This is a genomic window from Bacteroides sp. HPS0048, assembly GCF_964240755.1.
GTDB classification, from domain to species: Bacteria; Bacteroidota; Bacteroidia; order Bacteroidales; family Bacteroidaceae; genus Bacteroides; species Bacteroides nordii.
The window spans coordinates 57,626-79,899 of the sequence record NZ_CAXSVC010000027.1 but is presented as its reverse complement, the minus strand read 5'-3'; the positions used below and the strand labels follow the sequence as shown (position 1 = coordinate 79,899).

Annotated in this window: 18 protein-coding genes; 9 read left to right on the top strand and 9 right to left on the bottom strand. The window is 36.6% G+C overall.

What is annotated here, in order from left to right; all coding sequences use genetic code 11:
- The first annotated feature begins 457 nt into the window (after positions 1-457).
- The 9 genes from ACESQI_RS18260 (at position 458) to ACESQI_RS18220 (ending at position 6,292) form a co-directional block, all read left to right on the top strand.
- Positions 458-919, top strand: coding sequence for a hypothetical protein (locus ACESQI_RS18260; protein WP_373126686.1), 462 nt, complete (start codon positions 458-460; stop codon positions 917-919).
- A 10-nt stretch (positions 920-929) separates the two neighbouring features.
- A complete protein-coding gene (locus ACESQI_RS18255; RefSeq protein WP_256142950.1) occupies positions 930-1,388 on the top strand; it encodes a hypothetical protein in 459 nt (152 codons plus the stop codon).
- A 93-nt stretch (positions 1,389-1,481) separates the two neighbouring features.
- Positions 1,482-2,033 carry a hypothetical protein gene (locus tag ACESQI_RS18250; RefSeq protein ID WP_373126684.1) on the top strand — a complete coding sequence of 184 codons (552 nt, stop codon included), beginning with the start codon at positions 1,482-1,484 and terminating at the stop codon, positions 2,031-2,033.
- An 85-nt stretch (positions 2,034-2,118) separates the two neighbouring features.
- Positions 2,119-2,559, top strand: a complete 441-nt coding sequence (locus tag ACESQI_RS18245) for a hypothetical protein (RefSeq protein WP_007486175.1) — start codon at positions 2,119-2,121, stop codon at positions 2,557-2,559.
- A gap of 138 nt (positions 2,560-2,697) precedes the next feature.
- A complete protein-coding gene (locus ACESQI_RS18240; RefSeq protein WP_373126682.1) occupies positions 2,698-3,153 on the top strand; it encodes a hypothetical protein in 456 nt (151 codons plus the stop codon).
- A complete protein-coding gene (locus ACESQI_RS18235) occupies positions 3,113-3,817 on the top strand; it encodes a hypothetical protein (RefSeq protein ID WP_373126680.1) in 705 nt (234 codons plus the stop codon). Before ACESQI_RS18240 ends, ACESQI_RS18235 begins: the two co-directional genes overlap by 41 nt.
- Positions 3,818-3,869: 52 nt before the next feature.
- The gene (locus tag ACESQI_RS18230) at positions 3,870-4,481 is read left to right on the top strand and encodes a hypothetical protein (protein ID WP_373126678.1); all 612 of its coding nucleotides are present in this window, start codon (positions 3,870-3,872) and stop codon (positions 4,479-4,481) included.
- A gap of 174 nt (positions 4,482-4,655) precedes the next feature.
- Positions 4,656-5,204 carry a hypothetical protein gene (locus tag ACESQI_RS18225; protein ID WP_373126676.1) on the top strand — a complete coding sequence of 183 codons (549 nt, stop codon included), beginning with the start codon at positions 4,656-4,658 and terminating at the stop codon, positions 5,202-5,204.
- A 101-nt stretch (positions 5,205-5,305) separates the two neighbouring features.
- On the top strand, positions 5,306-6,292 hold the full coding sequence (locus ACESQI_RS18220; RefSeq protein WP_373126674.1) for a hypothetical protein: 987 nt from the start codon (positions 5,306-5,308) through the stop codon (positions 6,290-6,292).
- 132 nt (positions 6,293-6,424) lie between these two features.
- On the opposite strand, the gene ACESQI_RS18215 is transcribed toward ACESQI_RS18220, so the two are convergent.
- From ACESQI_RS18215 to ACESQI_RS18175, 9 genes are all read right to left on the bottom strand, one after another.
- Positions 6,425-7,312 carry a carbohydrate kinase gene (locus ACESQI_RS18215; RefSeq protein ID WP_002561019.1) on the bottom strand — a complete coding sequence of 296 codons (888 nt, stop codon included), beginning with the start codon at positions 7,310-7,312 and terminating at the stop codon, positions 6,425-6,427.
- A 33-nt stretch (positions 7,313-7,345) separates the two neighbouring features.
- The gene (locus tag ACESQI_RS18210) at positions 7,346-8,512 is read right to left on the bottom strand and encodes an MFS transporter (protein ID WP_373126672.1); all 1,167 of its coding nucleotides are present in this window, start codon (positions 8,510-8,512) and stop codon (positions 7,346-7,348) included.
- A 100-nt stretch (positions 8,513-8,612) separates the two neighbouring features.
- On the bottom strand, positions 8,613-10,433 hold the full coding sequence (locus tag ACESQI_RS18205) for a GH32 C-terminal domain-containing protein (RefSeq protein ID WP_373126670.1): 1,821 nt from the start codon (positions 10,431-10,433) through the stop codon (positions 8,613-8,615).
- A 206-nt stretch (positions 10,434-10,639) separates the two neighbouring features.
- Positions 10,640-12,727 carry a glycoside hydrolase family 172 protein gene (locus ACESQI_RS18200; protein WP_373126668.1) on the bottom strand — a complete coding sequence of 696 codons (2,088 nt, stop codon included), beginning with the start codon at positions 12,725-12,727 and terminating at the stop codon, positions 10,640-10,642.
- 81 nt (positions 12,728-12,808) lie between these two features.
- Positions 12,809-14,059 carry a T9SS type A sorting domain-containing protein gene (locus ACESQI_RS18195; protein WP_007486157.1) on the bottom strand — a complete coding sequence of 417 codons (1,251 nt, stop codon included), beginning with the start codon at positions 14,057-14,059 and terminating at the stop codon, positions 12,809-12,811.
- A gap of 31 nt (positions 14,060-14,090) precedes the next feature.
- Complete coding sequence (locus ACESQI_RS18190; protein ID WP_278511425.1) at positions 14,091-15,629, bottom strand: glycoside hydrolase family 32 protein; 1,539 nt, start codon at positions 15,627-15,629, stop codon at positions 14,091-14,093.
- A gap of 105 nt (positions 15,630-15,734) precedes the next feature.
- Complete coding sequence (locus ACESQI_RS18185; protein ID WP_373126666.1) at positions 15,735-17,129, bottom strand: DUF4960 domain-containing protein; 1,395 nt, start codon at positions 17,127-17,129, stop codon at positions 15,735-15,737.
- Between the two features lie 17 nt (positions 17,130-17,146).
- Positions 17,147-18,853, bottom strand: coding sequence for a RagB/SusD family nutrient uptake outer membrane protein (locus tag ACESQI_RS18180; RefSeq protein WP_373126665.1), 1,707 nt, complete (start codon positions 18,851-18,853; stop codon positions 17,147-17,149).
- Between the two features lie 36 nt (positions 18,854-18,889).
- Positions 18,890-22,018 (bottom strand): SusC/RagA family TonB-linked outer membrane protein, encoded by a 3,129-nt coding sequence (locus tag ACESQI_RS18175; RefSeq protein WP_373126664.1) that lies wholly within the window; start codon positions 22,016-22,018, stop codon positions 18,890-18,892.
- Positions 22,019-22,274: the final 256 nt, after the last annotated feature.

Here is a 22,274-nt window from a genome sequence, read left to right as displayed (position 1 = left end):
GACAATATTAAGAAATTTATTCTTATTAACGTTCATAAAGAACTATGTTTTCCATGGCAAAGATAATGGTAGAGGAACCGAACTTATCATATAGGGAAAATTAAGATAACATGCCGGGTAAATATGCATAACTATCCAAATAAAGGAAGATTATGCAATAAAACAGGGCTGATAAATTACATTATTATGCAATTTATTCTCCAGTTATAGCAATAATTAAAATAAGTGTGTTATGAAAAACGATCATATAAGAACAAAAAGACAGGATAACTGCATTTCTTTAAACTTTTATCAATTCCATCATGGTATTGCATTCGATACCATAACATAAGAAAACAAATGTGTATTGGTGAGGAAAGGGATTATTTCTCTACTTACTCTCACTTTTCCAGTATTTTCTTAGATTAGTCAATAATAAATCCTTATATTGCGAATATTATCATTATCAACTGCTAAAATGAAGAAATCGTTAACCATATTCTTCGCCATCTTATGTAGTTGGCACCTATATGCTCAATTACCTGTTATTCCGGTCCCCCAGACCGCCACGATGGATACTTATGGAATAAACATCAACCCACAAACTCATTCCAGTACCCCATCTCCCTTTATTAAAAGAGCACAGTCTAATGCATATGATCCTAATGAATTAATGCGACGTAATCAAAGAGCACAACAAGAGATAGATGCAGCAGGACATATAACTGGATATCACCAAATTAGTTGGGACTTAGCCCGATGGCAATTCGATAAATTGCAGTCTAAGCAGGATAATCATCCATCTGTAGAAGGCTTTTCAAGCCAACGCGCACAGTTCCGAGGATGGAAAGATGGCATAAGAGGATCATTTAAAAATCCATGTAAAGCAATACGTTGGCAATATAAGTCTGTACCAGGTATGACTAAATGTTTTTTTTAAGTAATTAAAAATGAAAAAAATAATAGTATTTGTATTAGTAATGTTGGTCCTTCTTTCTTGTGAACAGAAATCCGAACGAACAGAAATTAATTGTGTCTTTCAATTACCAGGTAAGGATGTTTTCGTGAAAACATCTAAACGCAAAGGAGGACAGTTTGTTATTTTTTTCGCATTAGATTCCTTAATGTTAAAGAATAGTCAAGATTCTATCGAATTTCAAACGGGTGGTTACATTTATATGTTTATGGATACAACGAATGTTTATATAAAAGAATATGCTGCTCCCATACAGCATATCCAACATCAACATTTTAATTTCCAAATGATTTCTTTTAGTGATTATGATCGTTTTTCTGAAAATGGAAAACAAATAGAACCGTATTCTTATATAAACATCGATACGAGAGAGTACCACGTGGCAGTAGATCAGCAAGTTATAAGAAAAGGTGAACTTTATGGAGGTTGGTGACTCTGTTTTTTATGATCAAATAAGTAATCTTCCAGAGGGACGTTATCAAATTGTAGATGGAAAGATTGTTTCATATTAAAAACTAAGTATACAATGAAAACATTATTTTCTAAAAAGAATATCAAAACGTTGTCGATACTATTGATTATTGATATAATTATGGTTGGTTGTTGGACACTGTACACTCAACCTGATAGTAGCCTTAGTATTATTTTATTATTTATTATTCCTATAGTATTTTTAGCCAATTTAGTGATTGCCGGCATATTCTATTTTATCAAGATGTATTATACACCTTTTTTAGTGATTAATGCTTTCTTATCTTCTTTTTTAGTGTACCTTTTTTTTGTACAGTATATTGAAATTAACAGACGTATTAATATGGATAGTTGGGAGTTTTTTATTGACGGAGTCAAATATACCATATCGTGTGACGGCATTAATAGAGATGGTAGTTATTATAGTATCGAATATAGCCCTGAACCGGGTTTATCAATTGGTAGTGAGAATGAAAGAGGAATTGTTTTCGTTCGAAACGATACTGTATATTTTACTGCCGTAGATAGTACAATATATTTTATTTACAATAATTATTTATATGAATATAAAAATATTGACAAAATAAAAGTCAAAAAGAAGTATTAGTTAGAACTTGCTAAATAATTGAGTAATAAATCAAATTATAACATAATTTTCCCATATCTATACTCAGTAAAATCAATAATAGAAGATGAAGAAAAATAGAAAGAGAATATTAATAATTATAGCCAGTATCTTCGCAGGATGTGCACTTACTATTATTGTTATAATTGGTCATGAGTTGTATGAAATACAAGCTGACGCGGAACAAGCTTTTACTAAACAGAAATCTTATTTTAGACAATCTAGTTTTTCTGGTAAAATCATAAAACGCTATCCATATCAACTCATGATAAAATATGATTCAACTGCAATTCTACCTCCAATGGGACATCAATTTTTTTATGATTATTACTTTTTCGAACCGGATGACAGCACTGTACTGATCAACGTACCTGAATCAATTTATAAGATTACAGAATTAAATGATTCTATTATAAAAGAAAAAGGTTCAGATTCACTCAGAATAAATCAACATACATATAGATTATTAAGTGCAAAACGATTGGAGTGGTTACCTCGGGTCAAATGATTTATACCGAAAATTAAATGTACAATGGTATGGTTAGAACGCTGGTCTAAAAGCACAATCGATAATCTGTGGAAGACCCTACACTGGACAACCAAATCTATACCTAGTGGAATAAAATGGTTAATAAGATGAATAATTATGAAAAAAATAACTTTTATAATACTAGGATCATTAGCTTTTCTTTCCTGTGGCGAAACAGTCTATAGGGAAAATAATTATATGTTCCAATTACCCCAAAAAGATGTTTTCGTAAAAACGTCCAAACGTCCAGGAGGGAGATTTGTCATTTTCTTTGCACAGGATTCTTTATCACTTTATAATAGTAAAGACTCTATTGAACTTAGAACAATAGATTATATACAAATCATCGTGAATACTTCAGATATATATGCTCGAACATCCTACTCAACAATACAAAGTGTTGGATGTTCAAAATATAATATTGAGATTGTACCTGATAACTTTTTTATTAACCATTTCTTTGAGAATAATAAACGAAAGCCTCCATATACTTTCATAAATATAGACACTAAAGAATATAATATTATTGTAAATGAGCAGATTATTAAAAGAGGAAATATTTATGGAGAATAACAAAAAAAGAAATGTAACCATGAATAAATATTTAATATTTTACATCATTCTTTTATTTCTATCCTCTTGTAACAAAGTGATTACTGGACGAGTTGATAAAATACAATACACCCCATGGAAGGGAGGTAATGTATTAATGTATAAAATTAGTTTTTGTAAAGACGGAAAAATGGATTCTACTTATTTAATTGGAAACAGAATCTATGTTAAAGGCACTTATAATTCTTTTTATTTTGAAGTAGGTGACAGTATAAACATTAAATTAGGATTGACAGAATATCAAAACAAATTCATTAGTATTCATAAGTTAGTGAAAAGAGGAAATACATTTGTAGAAAAAAGAACAAAAACAATAGGAAGTTCTATCAATCGAGTAGATATTCCCCCTTTACTTCCAACAGCCTATAACAATGATGATAACACAGTAATAATAAACAACTTCTTCAACCAATGGTTTCAATATAATAAATTGAAAATAAGTTCTCCTATTGTTTTTTATGTTAATATTGATACTATAGGAAGAACCCATATCCACCACATATACAGTGATGATCCAAAAATCATAGATTGTATAACCAAAGGAGTAGATAAACTTCCATTATTCACTCCAGCATCTAACAATGGAGTAAAAGTAAACATAATAACTTCCTACGAATTAAAGTAATACGTTATCAAAACTCTCAATTTAAATACATGGACTGTCAAATAACAAACTTATGCATTATAGAATCATTTATATATTCATTTTACTATTAATGTTATTATTGTCTTGTTCAAAGAAAAATAGCGAAAAATGTAACTCTCTTTATGAAAAAGCTTTCAATCGCTGGCTTCAATATTCACTAACAGATAGTACATTATGTCTGGAAGAAGCAAAACTATATTTAGATAGTATTGATTGTAAACCGGTAAAAAGAAAAGTTTTTGAACTGAATCTTTCAATTAGGTATTTATTAAAAGACTATGAAGGAGGAAAGAAATACGTTGAGTCATTCAATTCATCAGATTTCTCAACTAATTATAAAAAGGATATGTATATAAAAGCATTTGAAGTTGCTATATTGGAATCTAAAGGTGACACAGTAAATAGAAATCAATTATTCAAAGAACTTATCAATGAGATTCAACTCTATTTAAATAAAAATCCAAACGAAGAATCATTGTATGACCTATTTTTAGTAAAGAGAATAATAGAAGACCAAAATAAGATTCTCAAAGAAATAGAACATATACGTTCATCAAAACAGTATGAAGATAAAGTCATTGATAATATCATTCTGATGTTGACGGCTAACAATAATGAAAATAAGACATTTACATTTAATTGAATAATTCATGAAAGATGGCAAAAGATAATGTATATGATACTTTATTTATACAATATATGCTTAGTGTGATCGTAAACAACATTCTACTATATTTTTAACTGTATACAACATTATATGAAATCTATACTGAAATAGAAGATGAAGAAAAATAGAAAGGAGTAAAGATTATAGAATATGGAAACAAAAAAATCGCTAATACCAATTTATGAGTTAGAATTTTCGGATGGTATTTCTTTGAAAATTCATGTAAAGAAAGCAAAAACAGGTATACTAAGTATTATTTTATTTTTTGCACTTTCAATCTTTTTCATTCCGATTATATTCTTTATATATTTGGCTACAATCGGTGAAGGTATTCCTTTGGGGTTCATTATCACTTGTATCGTAGGCTTTCTTTCTTCTGGCTATCTATTGAAATTATATTTGTGGAATAAATATGGAACAGAGGTCATTATTATACAAAAGAAATCCTTAATTCTATATTATGATTACAAGCTATTCAAAGACAATTACCAAAAAATTCATTTTGAGTCGATTCAAGTTTATTTTGAGGACAATGGTATATTAATGAATGCCTCTCAAAGAGTCAGTGATCCCAAGGAAAATGCGAATATAAACAATGTGATTTGTTTTAATTTAGATGGTAAAGATGTAAAATCAGAAGGCGAAATACCTCTTGAAGAGATTATAAAAATCAGTAACTATTTACGTCAAACCAATTAACAAGCAGCACATATAAAATAAGAATTCACATGTATCTAAATGAAATAGAAAAATTAAATAAAAAGTGTAGGATTTACCTTCTGTACATAATGACATGTATCATGGCATTACCTGTATATTCTCAAGCTGCCTACATCAAAGAACAACTGACTCTCACCAATATGCTATCCGGCAAGGACTCCATGGATCTGCAAAAAGCAGTCTATGCCGTAGAAAATGCTTATTACAATGGCAACCAGAATGAAGAGATATTCAATCAGCAGATAGAATGGTATACTAATTTTTGCCGCGGTATTATGCAATCCGGCGATATCCGTTATGAAGGACAAGGAGACGAACAAGTAGCCAAGGCACAATGCGCCGTTTTCGTTTTCATGACAGATTCCATTCCTATGCAAGTTGGAGACACAGTAGCATGGCATACTCCATTTGAATATAACTTTGATGATTACGCCGGACGGGAAAACTGGAACAACATGTTTGTATCACGTATGATGGAAACGAAAAAAGGAAATTGCCACTCCATGCCACTACTCTACAAATTAATTATGGATAAACTCGGTGAGAAGTGCTGGTTATCACTGGCCCCTAACCATATGTACATAAAAGCATGGAACAAACGGGCAGGCTGGTATAATATAGAACTAACCTGTGCCGATTTTCCCACAGATGCCTGGTTGACAGCATCCGGATACATCCATCTGGATGCGATCAGAAATGGCATATATATGGATACTCTCTCCGTTCGGCAATCAATAGCTCTGTGTCTGACTGATTTAGCTCAAGGATACATGCACAAGTATGGGAGCGGGGACGGGCATTTCATTGTACAATGTTGTGATACAGCTTTGAAGTATTATCCGGACTATATCAATGCATTATTGCTAAAAGCACAAATTGTAACACAACAATATAAACAAAGCCCTTCTGTCACCATAAAGAAACAGATGAATGAGCTATACAGCAGAATTCATCAACTTGGGTATCGAAAAATGCCGACTGATATGTATTTAAATTGGCTTTATTCATTGAACGAATATAGCAACGAATACCGGATAAAGAAAATAATCAGTTATAAACAAAAATGAGTAATTACAAGGTTGTACACTTTTACATAACAAGAATGTACAACCTTACTATACAAGAATGTACATTCTTGTTATACCAAAGTGTACACTCTTGCATCGACTCATTATCAGCGCTTTACAAACAGATATAAGTTACGATAATCTGTCTTTCAAAACCTGTGGTAACTCAGGCATAGCGCCACTCTGAGTACATACATATGCAGAAACTTCAACTGCCAGTTTATGAGCTTCGGGCACACTCTTACCCTTCAATAACGAAGCACAGAAAGCAGCCGTAAACGAATCACCTGCCCCCACCGTATCGGCTACCGGTACTCTGGGTGTCTCCTGGAAAGAGACTACGCCCGGAGTGAATACATAGCTCCCGTTGGTTCCACAGGTCAGTATTAACATCTTCAAATTGTATTTAGCGAGGAGGATCCAGCATTTGTCCTGAAGGTCGATACCCGGATAACCGAACATACGGCTGATAGCAACCAATTCTTCATCATTAATCTTCAGTACATTGCAACGCTGGCAAGACTCACGAATGATTTCTTTGGTATAAAATCCCTGACGAAGATTGATATCGAATATCTTCAACTGCCCATCTCCATCGGGCATCGTGTCAAGAAAACGATTGATAGAGGTACGACTCACTTCATTGCGTTGCGCCAGCGAACCAAAGCAGAAAGCACGAGTACTGAGCGCCAAGCGTTTCAGATCATCTGTAAACGGAATATTGTCCCAGGCTACCCCCTCTTTAATCTCATAAAGAGGTATACCAGCGCTATCGAGCGTTACCTGTACGGTTCCGGTAGGATAATTCACCACTTGCAACTGATGCTTCAGCTGCTTTTCTTTGAATACCTCAAGGATTTCATCCCCCAACGCATCATTGCCAACAGCACTTACCACACGGCTGTCAAATCCAAACTGCGATACATGATAAGCGAAGTTTGCCGGAGCACCACCTATTTTTTTTCCTTCGGGCAGCACATCCCATAGTGCCTCACCCATTCCTACGATTATGCTATTCATACTAATTTATGATTAAACTATTTACAACTTAAATTACTTTTTAATGCGGAAAGTATAAAATAAGAGATATGCTACTCCAACCGTCATTACGGCTACCGCACCGCTCTGTCCGATGGCATCAGAAGCAACTCCCATTGCCAAAGGGAAAATTGTTCCTCCGAAAAGCCCCATGATCATCAGACCGGAAACTTCATTTTTCTTATTCGGCATAAACAATAATACCTGAGAGAAAATGATAGGAAATATATTTGAATTACCAAATCCTATTAAAGCAATACAAATGTAAATCATCATCAAGTCATGGAAAATAAACAATCCTGCCATTGCCATCAACATAAAAAACACACTGATAGCAAAGAAAGTTTTAGATGACATTTTACGCAGAATAAAGGATCCTAAAAGACAACCTATGGTACGGAAGATAAAATACAGACTGGTTGCGAAACCTGCATCTGCTAATGTCATGCCTAAACGCTCCATAAGAATCTTCGGAGCAGTAGTATTTGTACCCACATCAATCCCCACATGACACATAATCCCGACGAATGAAAATAAAATAAAAGGTTTACCCAACAAAGCCAGGCACTGCATGAAAGTGGAAGGCTTTCCTTCTTCCGGTTCTTCTACTATCGATGTAGCATTCAGTAACAAAATGGCAACAATCGATATGACCATATAAATGGGGAAAAGTACACGCCAGCCAAGGTCGAATGAAGGAATGGCTTGTGTAGCCCCCCACATAGCGATGTAAGGAGCAAGGAAAGAAGCAATAGCCTTTATAAACTGTCCGAAGGTAAGACTACTGGCAAGTTTGTCACCACTAACAATAGTAGAAAGTAATGGATTCAGTGAAGTCTGCATCAAAGCATTCCCAATACCAAGCAGAGAAAACGAAACAAGCATCAATACATAACCATCTCCGAAAATAGGGAGAACCAAAGATGCAAAAGTAATTACAAGACTAAGAAGTACCGTTTTTTTACGTCCGATACGATTCATCAACATACCTGTAGGTACGGAGAAGATAAGAAACCAAAAGAATACCAGTGAAGGAAAGATATTTGCCTGAGCATCTGTCAGACCAAGATCTGCTTTTACATAATTAGAGGCGATACCTACAAGATCAACAAATCCCATAGCAAAGAAACAAAGCATCACCGGGACAAGCTTCGTTAGCGAAGCATTTTTAGTATTTTCCATTATTTTTGAGTTGTTAAGTTGGGAAGTTTTTAAGTTGAGAAGTAGTTAAGTAGAAATGTTTTGCTTAGATAAAGCAGAACTATCCACTACTTACTACTATCTACTTACTACTAACTACTAATTTATACACAGTAAATGAAGTCACATTATAGCTTCCGCCTTTGGCATAAAAACTAATGCGATTGTAAGGTTCCGATGGGAACACAAGGTTCGTCATCGCAAACCGGCCATCGTCACCGAAAGCTTCAACACTCGATTTATCAATAAACAGACGAAGTTTCATTTCATTACCACCCTCGATAGGAGCCATTGTCACAGTTGGAAAATCTTTGCTGAATGATACATTTCCACTCTTTGTACGATCCATAGAGAATTTCTTCTCAATCAGATTGTAGCACATCTCCACTTCTTCTCCTTTTGAATTGAATAATTGAAATCCAATGACTTCGGCATTTTTATTTTTGATAGTCATCTCTATTTCGTAAGTATCTGTGTTGTCGGCAAAAAGCTTATCCATATTATAAGTACGATCTACTTTGAAAGTACGCTTCTTTATTGCTTTATCACGTAACTTAAGTAACTCCTTGGAAGGAGTACACTTCACGTAAGTCTCCCCATTGAAAGTATAGAGTGAAAGATCACGAGGTCCAGAGTTTGCACTACGGTATTGTTGAGTCGGAACATTGTTCGCATATTCCCAGTTACTCATCCATGCCAAAGCGATGTGACGGCCTTCGGGGGCATTGCTCCAGGTTACTGTAGCATAATGATCTTTCCCCCAGTCCATCCATTTGGTTAAAGCCGGAGAGTCATTTACAAACTTCTGTCCATCGAATGACCCCACAAAATACTGCGTGGCCGAGCCGCCGAACGGCCCCCCCGGATTCAGGTTACAGATAAGTACCCATTTCTTTAATTCAGTGCCTTCGACAGGTAGTTCTATAAGATCAGGACATTCCCATACACCACCGTGAGCACCCTGTCCTTCACCGAATTTGCTTTCCAAAGTCCAATCCTTCAGGTTAGAAGAAGAATAAAGTTGCATCTCCTGCCCTACAGCAAGAATCATAATCCATTTCTTTGTATCTTCATGCCATATTACTTTCGGGTCACGAAAATCACGTTGGGTGGAAGTAAGAATGGGATTACGGGCATACTTTTTGAATGTCTTTCCGTTATCGAGGCTGTAAGCCATACTCTGTACCTGACGGTCACTTGCCGAGGTATAAAAAGCCACTATGGCTCCGGCACCAAATCCGGCAGTATTGTCTTTATCTACCACACATGAACCACTAAAGATCGTACCCAGTGCATCCGGAGAGATGGCATCACCATGATGCTTCCAATTCACTAAATCCGTACTCGTAGCATGTCCCCAATGCATATTCCCCCACATAGAACCGTAAGGGTTGTGTTGATAAAACAGATGATAAACACCATCCTTATATACCATTCCATTCGGATCATTCATCCATCCATAAGCTGGTGTAAAGTGATAAACCGGACGGAATTTTTCACAATTGGAAATATCATATTCATCAGAAAGTTTCATCTCTTTCCAACATATAGCCGAATCCGGAATAAGCTGAAAATTGAAAGAAAGATGTTTGTTATCAAATCCGGTAAGGTCGACTGGTACAAAGTAATCTACTTTATTAACAGCCAAACGGACATTCATGTTACGCACTACATCGTTATCAGCTATCATATACAATTTTGCTTCGGACGAAGCCTCTTCTACCGGAAGAAGCAAAAACTTTTTCTGCTCTTCTATCTGGACAATACTTTGTCCGTCACCTAAATGTTTAATCACGAAAGGAGGATTTATAGCCGGACAAGAACAGACAGAAGCAGCAGTCCCTACTATAAACAAGGAAAGTGTTTTTCCGATTTTCCGCCAGGAATCTTTTAAATGAAACATGTTGTTATGGTATTAAGATTTTTAAATTCTACTGCTGCAAAGATAGACGCCATAGCATACAACGCCTATCACATTTATTGCAAACTATATTATATTTGTTACATGGGTTCTTATTTGCCCAAGTCAGAATATCCGGTTCTTATAATATTTGATTCATTCTATACTAATAATGATACGTCTGTCTTTTATATATTTTACTCAATCATTTATTTCACAGCATTTAATATCAAACAATCTAATCCGAAAATACCACCCGTACCATGGGCCTTTTCATTCTTACCAACCAGTTCTATTTTTAGACGTATTTTTCCATTCTCCGGATCATAACGTCCGATACGAATAGCTCCGGAATTAACAACACCATATTCAGGCGCACTGCAACCATCAAACAAGGTTGGAGATTTATGTCCATTTACATAAAAACCGATAATACCATAGTCCGGTGCTTTTGTTCCATGAACAGTTATATCATATGGTTTATTCTCAGGCACCTCAAATTCATATTCAATAAAACTACCAGTTTTCCCATGTGTACAGATTAACTGCTTACTCCCACTCCACTTTCCTTTAGAGAAAGTAAGCATACCCTGCCCATCAGTAAATAGTTCTTCGGATTTTGCTATAGGAGTTAATTTTTCAAACTCTATCGCATTCATTGCAATCTTGTAAGCGGCCGGATCTGCTGGTTGAGGCAGTAAAGGCCGCGTCGCCTCCTCTATCAATGTGCTATTTTCTGCTTTTGCGTTCAGATCACCATACCAATATACAGTAGCAGCATAATCAACCTCACCCGATATCCAACTCAACATTTCTATATCAAAACGAAGGTGTTTATTAAACGGGATCTGATCCAAACTACGAGTCCGGAAGAATGTATTATACCCGATTGACGTTTCTGCGTCTGCACGGGTTGCCCCTCCAAACGGTGTATAGAAAGGAACTACAGGAGCCCAGGAACAATTATAATAATCTTCCGTGCCTGTGCCAAAATGAGAAGGAAAGTCTTTATCATCATCCACCCATATCTTTTCATCCCCTTCTCCATACCATGCTAATGTATGATTAAAAAGCGATAATACATCTCCTTTATAAACTCCACGCCCATTTAATGTTGCAAAATTCCAATCGATGCATGCCGCATCATTATCCGGATTTGCTTCTACATGAATGCCATTTTCCTGTCTCCATGAAGAATGAAAATAAAGGCTGCGTTCATCCCATTTCCAATCATCCACACGTATTTCGATATCAGCTTTTACTGTGGTAGAAGAAAGATTCACAAGTTTAAAAACCGCATTACTTTGATAAGGCATTACCCAGCGGCTAAGCACATGCCCTTTGCCATCAGCAGAAACATACCAGCTATCTGACTTGCGTGCTCCCATACCTGCTCCCGAGAAATCACTCAAAGGCACGGTAACTGTCTCCACACCATCAAAACTCATTTTAATAATCTGTTCGCGCATCGCCTGTTCATAATGTACTGAATCCACCTGAATATTTATAGATAATAAACGGACAGCATTCGTTCCTTCGGGCAAAGCAACAGACAATGAATCTTTTGAAAACAACTCTTTGGACTCAGTAAACAATGTTCCCTTCTCATAAGAAGGATAATTCCGGAGTAATGAATCCACATATAATATCTTATCTTTATTCTGCTCTACGAGTTCAACAGAAAAAGTTTCAACTTTTGTTCCTACCGGATAACTACGATAATTTATTCCATAGTATTTAGGAGAAGGCTCAATTGAATCCGGTAATTCAAATGTTATCTTACATCCATTACTATAGGGTATGGGTAAAAACAATGTATTCCCCCCTTTTCCATCCGGAGTATAATTCGGATGTTCCTGCACTAATTCTTTACCTATTGACAAACCGGAACGGAGCAAATCATAAGCCGGTATCTCCCATTGGGCATCCCCGGCATGATTAAAATAAAAACGCATTATACCACGTTTATCCATTGTTGTTAACCAGAAACGCGTAATAACGCCCGGACCATCCTGATCAAATAAAACATTTTCTTTTCTCCCATTGATTGTATCAACACGGATTATCCCAAAACCATCATTATTGGCAAACCAGCCTGCTGAGTCCGGATGAACGGAACGGCGGTCGTAACTACTTTCCTGACGGCAAGAAAATGGTATGGCAGGAAAACGGGCACTCTCTTCGTAATCAACCATCTCATCTAATAATGAGTTAAAGGTGATATCATATTTTTCTTGTTTACAAGAAAAAAACGACATCATGCTAAACAACAAAAGCAAACAGCGTGTATAATTCATATCGGCATTCTTTAAAGTTTTATAAAAGAAAGTGAAGAGTCATGTTCAATCCCTCCTCTTCACTTTCCATACATACTAAAATTATCTATTCATCATTTTCTCAACCGTCACATTTCCTTCTTTATCTGTTTGACGAACAACATAAACTCCTTTTTCCAGATTGTCTATAACGGCTTCTTCGTTTGCACCGAATGTTGTCATAAGCATTCCTCTGATATCATAAATCTCAGTCTTCACAATTTCTTTCTTATCCTTTGAATATAAAGGAATGGATACAGTTTCACTCGACAAATAAAGCTCATCTACATATATATCCACAGGTTCGGTAAAACTTGCATCTTCTTTCGTATCTACAACATGAGCCTGCAAAATAATAATCTGCAATGGAGCACCTTCCAACAAATTGTCAGGGAATACAAATTCTAATTTTTGCCATCTACCCACCTCTGTATAATCAGCTGTCAGAATTTGTTTCTTCTCCTCACCAGGAGACTGTAACTCCAGACTTACCGGTCCTGCTATACTCTTCTTTACCATCATCGTCATACATCTGAATTCATTTAAATTATTCACCTTAAAATTACGATTAATGGCACCGGAAAATACTTCATCATTCTTTTCTCTCTTAATCCACAAACACTTGTCAGTGGTATTGATACCTGTCTGGTCCGGATTAGCAACAATTCTGGCTTTTCTGCTGAACTCATCTCCCGGGAAAGGAATCCATCCACCAGCAATTCTATCTTCTCCATTAAAACTAAATTCCGGCATAGCCTTATGTAAAGTAATCTCATCGGCATACATCATGCAATCTTCGAAATCATCATTGTTATTTTCATCTTCACGATGAATTTCAACCAATATTTTGGTAAGTCCGGTTGCTCCAAGCCCTGAAACATTTATGATCGGAAATGTCAACTTTTGCCAGGAATCATCGGTGGCAGTATATTCTGCATATATCATACCGCTTCCTCCTGTCGGACTCTGTAGTTCAAGGCAAACTTTCCCTGGATAGGGCTTTTTTACTAACATCGAAATCGAATTATAGTCAGTAATATTAGGCACACTAAAACTCTCGGATAAAGCACCTTCCCAAGGCCATCCTATCTCGTCAGAACCACCCGTCTCTTTAGGACGATTCATTGAGATACATTTAGCTGTCGAATTAACCGCATCCGGAGTTGGATTATCCACTTCCTGTACATTTGTCGGACCGGCAAAATTGTGCCATTCAACGCCCGAAGTTACATCACCATAAATAACCAAATCATCTTGAGCCAATAATGTAGAAGTGGCAGCAAGTGCAGCAACGAGTAAAAATGTCTTTTTCATGTTATCAATGTTTTAATTATTAAATAAAGGATTATTCATATACTTTTATATCAGAGAAAGAAACTTCGGTTCCCTTATCTGTGAAAATAGCCCACGGATTCTTAGGCATTTTGTCAATACGATTAGAGAATGCAATCTTATCATTTACATACATCACACAAACAGATTTTTCAGCCACAATCTTCACCTTAAATTGTTTATCGGCCGGAACTGCCAATGTAACATCGGTTTGTGCAGGAGTAGTCCCACGTGTCAAATCATCTTTTGACATTATCATTTTCTTGGATTTCAAATCAAAACGAATAGAATAAACTTCTGTTTTATCATCACATGCACCAAAAGCAAATCCAAAAACATCTTCGTCTCCGGTGGCTTTGACAGTTGCTTCTATTTTACATGTCTTATCCAATCGCGGGAAAGACACTGAAGCCACATCCGAAAGAACATATGAATTCTCTTTCTTGACAGCTTTCCCGGATTTATCAATAAGTACTGTCTTTTTCAACGTAGTAAACTTCTTATCAATTCCGTCAGGAAGTTTAAGATCAATGGTTCCATCTGCATTAAACAACATATGATGGCAAACCAAAGAGCCTCCCCACTGATCGGGATCACCATCACCGATACGTGTCGGACACCATCCAGCCAAATAACGTTCTTTTCCGTTTGACATCGTTTTTCCGGCATAGAAAGCAATGCCATCAAATATATCATTGGCAGGTTTTATCCATGGCCCTTTCAGTGACTTGGCATAACGATAATGTACTTTACGGTCGGCTACATTCGAATAAGTCAAATACCAATACTCTCCTTCCTTAAAGACATCGGCACACTCCATAACCCAGATAGCCGGATCTGTATAAAGAGGTTCCTGCAATGTCCATGCCTTTGCGTTCTGTAACTCTTTAGATGTGAATAAAGCCAATGTTGCCCCTGCATTCGTATGGGTCGTCACCACCATTTTATACAATCCGTCTTCTTCATCATAAAATACATGTGGATCACGACAATCATTTTCCACATACCCACTTTGTCCCCTAAGAGAGAGATAGAAATTATGTTCACCCTTCTTTGTCCAGGTCTTCATATCCCTGGAGGTAGTCAATAAGATAGCCTGTGTAGGTACTCCCATCTCCTGCCACTTCCACTGATGACCTGTATAAAACGCACAGTATTCTCCGGTAGTACGATCTTTAATTACACCACCTGTTCCTAAAGCTACATCCTGCTCTTCTTCTTTCCCACAAGGGATGGTTTCACCACCAAAAGTAAAAGAAGAAAGATCGGTGGAATAAACCATATGCCATGGATGTAAGAAAGGATATCCCGAACGCCAGTCCTGTAAATAGAAAATATAAAATTTACCGTCATCATAATAAGGTATCGGATCACCTACCCAGCCATTTGCAGGTTTATACCAGGTTGTATAAGCACCTTTCTCGCTGGCAGATTGACAATCAGTGGTTTTATCCACCACCTCCTCGCCCCCGTCATTTGAAGGTTCGCTATCACTACATGCCCATAGATTGAAAGTTGCGAACATAAACAAAACATAGATATACTTTTTCATAATTATGATCTCTATTTATTTTGACTACTAAAAAAATAAGTTTATTGTTTATAGTAAAGGATAGGATACATCGTTGACAAGCAACGATGTATCATTTTACACCATTTATTTAGTGAGATAGTTGAAAATATTCAATGTCATCTTTTCTATATTAGAATAGTAAGAATTTGACGACACATTTTCTTTCTCATAATACCAATCATAAGACGGGGCTCCGACACAAACAGCAGTTCCTTTTCCGCCTTCGATACCATCAAATACAGAAACAGCAACTTTTTCATTACAATCATCATCCCAATTGAAAGAAGCCAATGGTGTACCACCCGTCTTTGATGCCCAATCTGCCCAGTCTTGTGTATAAGGGGCAACAAGATCCCACGGACATCCGATATTTCTTCTCCAGGATATCTCTTTTCCAACAAGCCAAACTACCGGCCACGATTGAGTGGTTTTATCAATTGTCACTCCTTTATAAATAGGATGCTCTTCACAACCGGTAATAGCAATACCCCAAAGTTCACCGGGAGCATTCACCTGCCCGGCATCACCAAAACTGCCAAAAGCATTGTTTGGAGTATATGCAGCAGGGGTGATACCCAGACTTCCCGTATAGAGACAAGCTGTTCCGGAAAGGAAAATATTACCACCATTGCTGTAATATCCCTTAATTACATTTGTCACATTCTTATTAGCAGCAATAACCGGCAGTGTATTCGCTTGTTCATAATGGAACCATACCGCCGTAAACTGATTGAGTGAAGCAGCGCCATCTTTCAATGACTCCAATGATACATATTTACTGTTCGGAATATTTTCCATCATCCATTCTGCCGCAGTCTTTTCATCAGCATTAGTCAGTCCGTCAATGGTTTCGGCCGTACCCAGGAATGCATAGGTATGATCACTTTGTATTACAGAAACCTCATAAGTAAAAGTTTCATTCATATAAGTAAGTGTATAAACCACAGGGTTAGTGAAATCTTGTATTTTCGAATTTTCCGGAGAGATAGTAGCTCCCTCTGTATATTCGATTGTAGGAATCAGTTTCGTGATATCAATAGTGGTAGGAACCGTTACACTAATCTTATTATTAACAGGATCGATTGTGCCGACATATCTACCATTGAGTATAAACTTAGTAATTTTAGCATTCAATACTTCAACCGATACTTTATAAGTATTATATAAATTACCGTTTGTCACTTTATATTCCACATTTCCGGAGAAGTTCTGTGATTCGCCACTACCCGGAGTTATAACAGCGTTATCTGCAACCTTAATATCAGGCACTAATGAAGTAACATCCGACTTAGGCGGAAGCATTACCTTGATCATCATGGTTTCATTATCGATAACTCCTTGTACCCCATTTATTGTAAACTCATGAATATTCACGTCTTGTGAGAAATCCAATGAATCACGTTTGTCGTCATCACAAGCTGTCAGAAACAGGCAAGATACAGACAACATTATCATTATTAAACTAAAATACTTTTTCATGAATTGTCTATTTAAGATTATTTCCATCCGTAATTCTGCTTGTATAAATCTTTACTATAACCTATTTGCTGTTGAGGTATAGGAACATATTCATTTTTATTTTTTGTAAATACGGCCTCCTTCAGATAGGAACGTCTTGCTTTTTCCGATTGAAAATACTTATTCATCGTTTCACTGCAAATCCCCCAACGAACCAAATCAAAGAAGCGCATATTTTCCATTGCAAATTCCAGACGGCGTTCCCATCTCAAAGCATAGCGTGCAAAGTCTTGATTCCAGGTGCAATTGTTTCCATCCTCATAAAGTGCAACTTCCATAACCGGCTTCAAATCCGGATCACTATAATTTACCATCCCATTCGCACTGTCCTGTGCACGTTGACGAACCTGATTTATTAAAGGTAACGCTTCCGGTTCACGGTTTAATTCAATCAAAGCTTCAGCTCTTATCAATAAAACATCGGCAAAACGAATGAGAATTTTATTCATCGAATTGGCATAATACGGAGAAAGGTTAACAAAACAATCACAGGAAGGGTCTACATTCTCTTTCAATGAAGCATAATTACCGTATACTTCCGGGTTACGATTCCACGAATTCTGGAAAAGAAGATCCTCATTGTATTTGTAAGGAAAACCATCCATTGCTACCGTGCTGAATAAACGAGGATCAGCCGCTTTACTTTTCGAATAATTGGCTATATCATAATTCTCCGAATATACACCGTTGTTTACCTTAAACATCGGCAGTCCTTTACTTGTCTTAAACGCATTTACCAGATTCTGGCTCGGCTTATGGAAATCACAACATCCCAATCCCTGCGGAACAGAAAGAAAGTCTGCAAAATTCAGGTTACCAAACATTGTACCATCATCTTTAGAGAATTGAATGGCAAAAATACTCTCTTTCCCATTCTCAAATTCTGGCATAAAATTGTAAGCGAAATCTGTTTCCAAACCGTAATTTGACTTCAAGACTTCTCCGGTATATTTTACTACTTCTTCCAAATCATCAACGTCAATTGAAGTTACTTCATATTTTTCATTCTGACGATAAGCTTTATATAAATAGGCCTTAGCCAGATAAGCAGCAGCGGCATATTTATTAGCTCTTCCCAAATCAGCCTGCTTCTCCGGCAGATTATCAAAAGCAAACTTAAAATCTGCAATAATTTTATCCCACATCTCAACATCTGTCAATTCTACATTAGATATGAACTGATATTGATGTTCGGGGACCGTCTCATCAACAAAAGGGATATTCTTGAAAAGTATTTTCAATAAGAAATAAAAGTGTCCTCTTAAAAAACGCATTTCTGCCTGTCGGGTCACCTTATTCGGAAATTCTTTTTCTGATACAATATTCAATGCATTAAGAGCCGAATTGACACGGGAAATACCACAATACTGCACAAACCAGTATCCATCCGGTTCACCAAAAGTAGTCACAATATGTGTACCTGTCTCATAACAATGCTCTGTATAGCCATCATTTGTCCCACCGCCTCCTTTATATGCATCATCAGAACGGACATCACCCCAGGCCCATAATTTCACATCACGTTGATTCATTAATGAAGCATAAGCAGCGTTACAAAATCTCTCTGCATCATTTGCCTGATCCGGATCCAAGCCATTTTGGGTAGCTACATCCAGAAAATCGGAACAAGCTGTAAACATTAATGCAGCTCCCATAAAACCCAATATATATTTTATCTTTTTCATGTTTCTGTTAGTTTATTTTCGCATAATATTTGAAACTCAAAAACCAATATTCACTCCTACGGTAAACGTGGTCGGTATCGGATAACCGAATCCTGCATTTTCCGGATCTACTCCGGAGAAGTTCTTACTTTTAATAGTAAACAGATTCTGTCCACTAACGTAGATACGGAATTTTTCAATAAATGCTTTCTCACTGATTTTACGTGGTAGAGTATATCCTAATTGTAAATTACGTAATTTCAGGAAAGAACCATTCTCTATAAAATAGGTGGATAAACGCCCTTCATCATTCTCATTTAAAGCCGTGATAGCAGGAATATCCGAATTTGGGTTACTGGGACTCCAGGCATTTAATAAACGTGTACCTTTATTGGAACGAACATCATTGATACTCCAGAAGTCAGTCTCGCTTTTTACTGCATACGTATTCACATCAATGCCATTTACTCCATAAAAGAATGCACTTAAATCAAAGTTCTTGTAACTCAGTTCAATGTTCAAACCATACATAAAATCAGGATGAGGTGAGCCAATCCAAGTGCGATCATCATCATCGATTTTTCCATCATCATTCAAGTCACGATAACGAATACGTCCCAAATCTTCTCCTCCATTTTGTGTTGCATGGTCGGCAATATCTTCTTCTGTGCGGAATAATCCATCAGCAATATAACCATAAAACGAATTGATGGGGCGTCCCAGAATATTATCTCCCTTACCGTTTCCGCCATAAGAGTTTTCAACATCGGACGGCAACTTGGTCACTTTATTACGATAGCCGGATATATTACCGGAAATGTCATAAGAGAGTCCGAAAGGTGTTTGATCACGATAACCTAAGCTCACTTCAAAACCTTTGTTTTCCATTGAAGCACCATTGTACCAGCAATAACCTCCTTCACCTATGATACCTAAATAAGGGGGTTGTACCAGAATGTCTTTTGTTTTCTTGATATAATATTCAGCAGTACCATATAACTTCTGATCAAAGAAGCCAAAATCGAGACCAATATTGGTTTGAGTCGTTGTCTCCCATTTCAAATCAGGATTACCTTGCTGCACTTTCTTATAACCGGAAGGAAGTGAAGTACCGCCTTTTCCTGTTAAATCATAAGAAGTACCATTCAAAGAAGTCCAGGTAGGATCTCCCATACCATAGTCAGTAACATAAAGTGTATGTACAGCAGTATTGGCCGTTTCCTGATTACCTGTTTGTCCCCATCCGAAGCGTAATTTCAAATCAGACAACCAATCTCTTGTTTTCTCCATATATGCTTCCTCACTGATTCGATAACCCAGAGAGAATGCCGGGAAAGTACCGAAACGATTATTTTTTCCGAAACGTGAAGAGCCATCATAACGAAGTGTTACAGAAGCAAGATAACGATTATCATATGCGTAATTGGCTTTACCAAAATAAGATAATAAAGCATAACTGGTAGCGCCACCTGTCACTTTGGATGTTCCAATTCCCATATCAGGCCACATCTGTTCCGGAGTTTCTACTAGAAAACCATCTTTATATGCCGAGAAATTAATCTGCTCCTCTTTATACATCTCCAAACCTGCCAATACATCAAAATTATGTACACCTATTTGTTTTGCATAACTGGCCGTATTACTCCAGGTCCATTTAGTTGTATAAGTTCCCCCCAAAGTAACAGAACTCAAATCATTATTCAACGTACCAGTTTTATAACTATGCACCATGTTACGCTTATAATAATTTGTATAATCAAGTCCGAAACTACTCCGGAGATTCAATCCTTTCAGGGGTTGCAGATTAATATAAGCATTACCAAACAAGCGCCAGTATGCATATTTATTATCTTTATTATCATACAATAGACGAGCAGGATTATGACGGTCATTCATACCGGTTGTAGGACCTCCCCAACCTTTGCCGTCTACTGTATGTAAAGGAATCAGAGGCAATGCTTTCAATGCCATGTCCAAAATATTATCATCCGGAATCTGTACTTCTGATGTACGATTTACAGAAAAGTTTTCGCCAATAGTCAACACATCTTTAATAATATGGTAAGATGCATTCATACGAGCTGAAAAACGATCAAAAGAAGTATACTTCAATGTACCATCATTGCTCAGATACCCCAGGGAGAAAAAGTAATCCCCTCTTTCACTTCCATTACTCACCGAAAGATTATATGATTGCAATAATCCTTTTTGAGACACCGCATCAAACCAATCCGTATCAGAAGTAAGCATTGTTTTATCCGTATCCAAATACTTTGGTAAGTACATATCATATAAGGCAGCTTCTCCGTTATCATCGTATCCCCATTTGTAAGTATATCCAATGTTATTTTTATTGGGATCTTCTGAACTATTTACCGTAGCCTGCCACAATGCCTGTCCGTACTCTTTCGCATTCATTACTTCCAGCTTATTATTATAAAAAGTCTGGGTAACATAGGCATCGAAATTCAGTTTAATTTTACCCTCTTTTCCTTTCTTGGTCGTAACAATAATGACCCCGTTAGCTGCGCGGGAACCATAAATACTCGCTGCGGAAGCATCCTTCAATACCTGAATATTCTCAATATCATTTGAGTTCAATTCATGCATTCCACCACGGGTAGGCACACCGTCAATAACAAATAGAGGATCATTATTATTTAATGTACCAATACCTCTGATACGAACGGTAGCAGCTCCACTTGGGTTACCATTTGCAGTAATTTCCATACCCGGTACACGTCCTTGTAAACCCTTTAAAGGATTGTTCTCCGCAGATTTCATCATATCATCAACCGAAACAACTGTTACAGAACCTGTCAGATCTGATTTCTTCTGAGTAGAATAGCCCGTTACAACAATCTGATCCAACTGATAATGATCTGGTTGTAATACGATATCTACTTTATCACCCGCATTAACCCGTTTCTCTTGTTTAATCATCCCGACCATTGAAAAAACCAATGTAGAATTCGGGCTCTTTAAATGAATAGAAAAGTTTCCATCAATATCAGTTATAGTACCATTTGTCGTTCCCTTTTCGAGAACGTTAACACCCGGCAAAGCTTCTTTATCCTCAAATAGTATTACCTTCCCTGTCACAACCTGTGCAATAGATAAAATAGGGAAAAGTAACATAAGAAAGATTACCATGCTTCGCTTTGTTCTAAAGATAAGTCTCTTCATGTTTTTTGATAGATTTAAAATACACATTAATAAAAAATATCGTTTCTAAGAATAAAAGTATAAGTTATCCATCAGAACGAAATACTCACTCTCTTATTTTCTCAGGAAGGAAAGAGAGGTTTCATCAATACCTGAAAATAGATACACTTTACTTCAAAACAGTTACCAGGCAGTCCTACTGCCTATTTTCAAAATTGTTTCGCTATTAATAAAATGCAGAAAAAGAAGTGCAAAGATTATGCAATTCTGAAATACA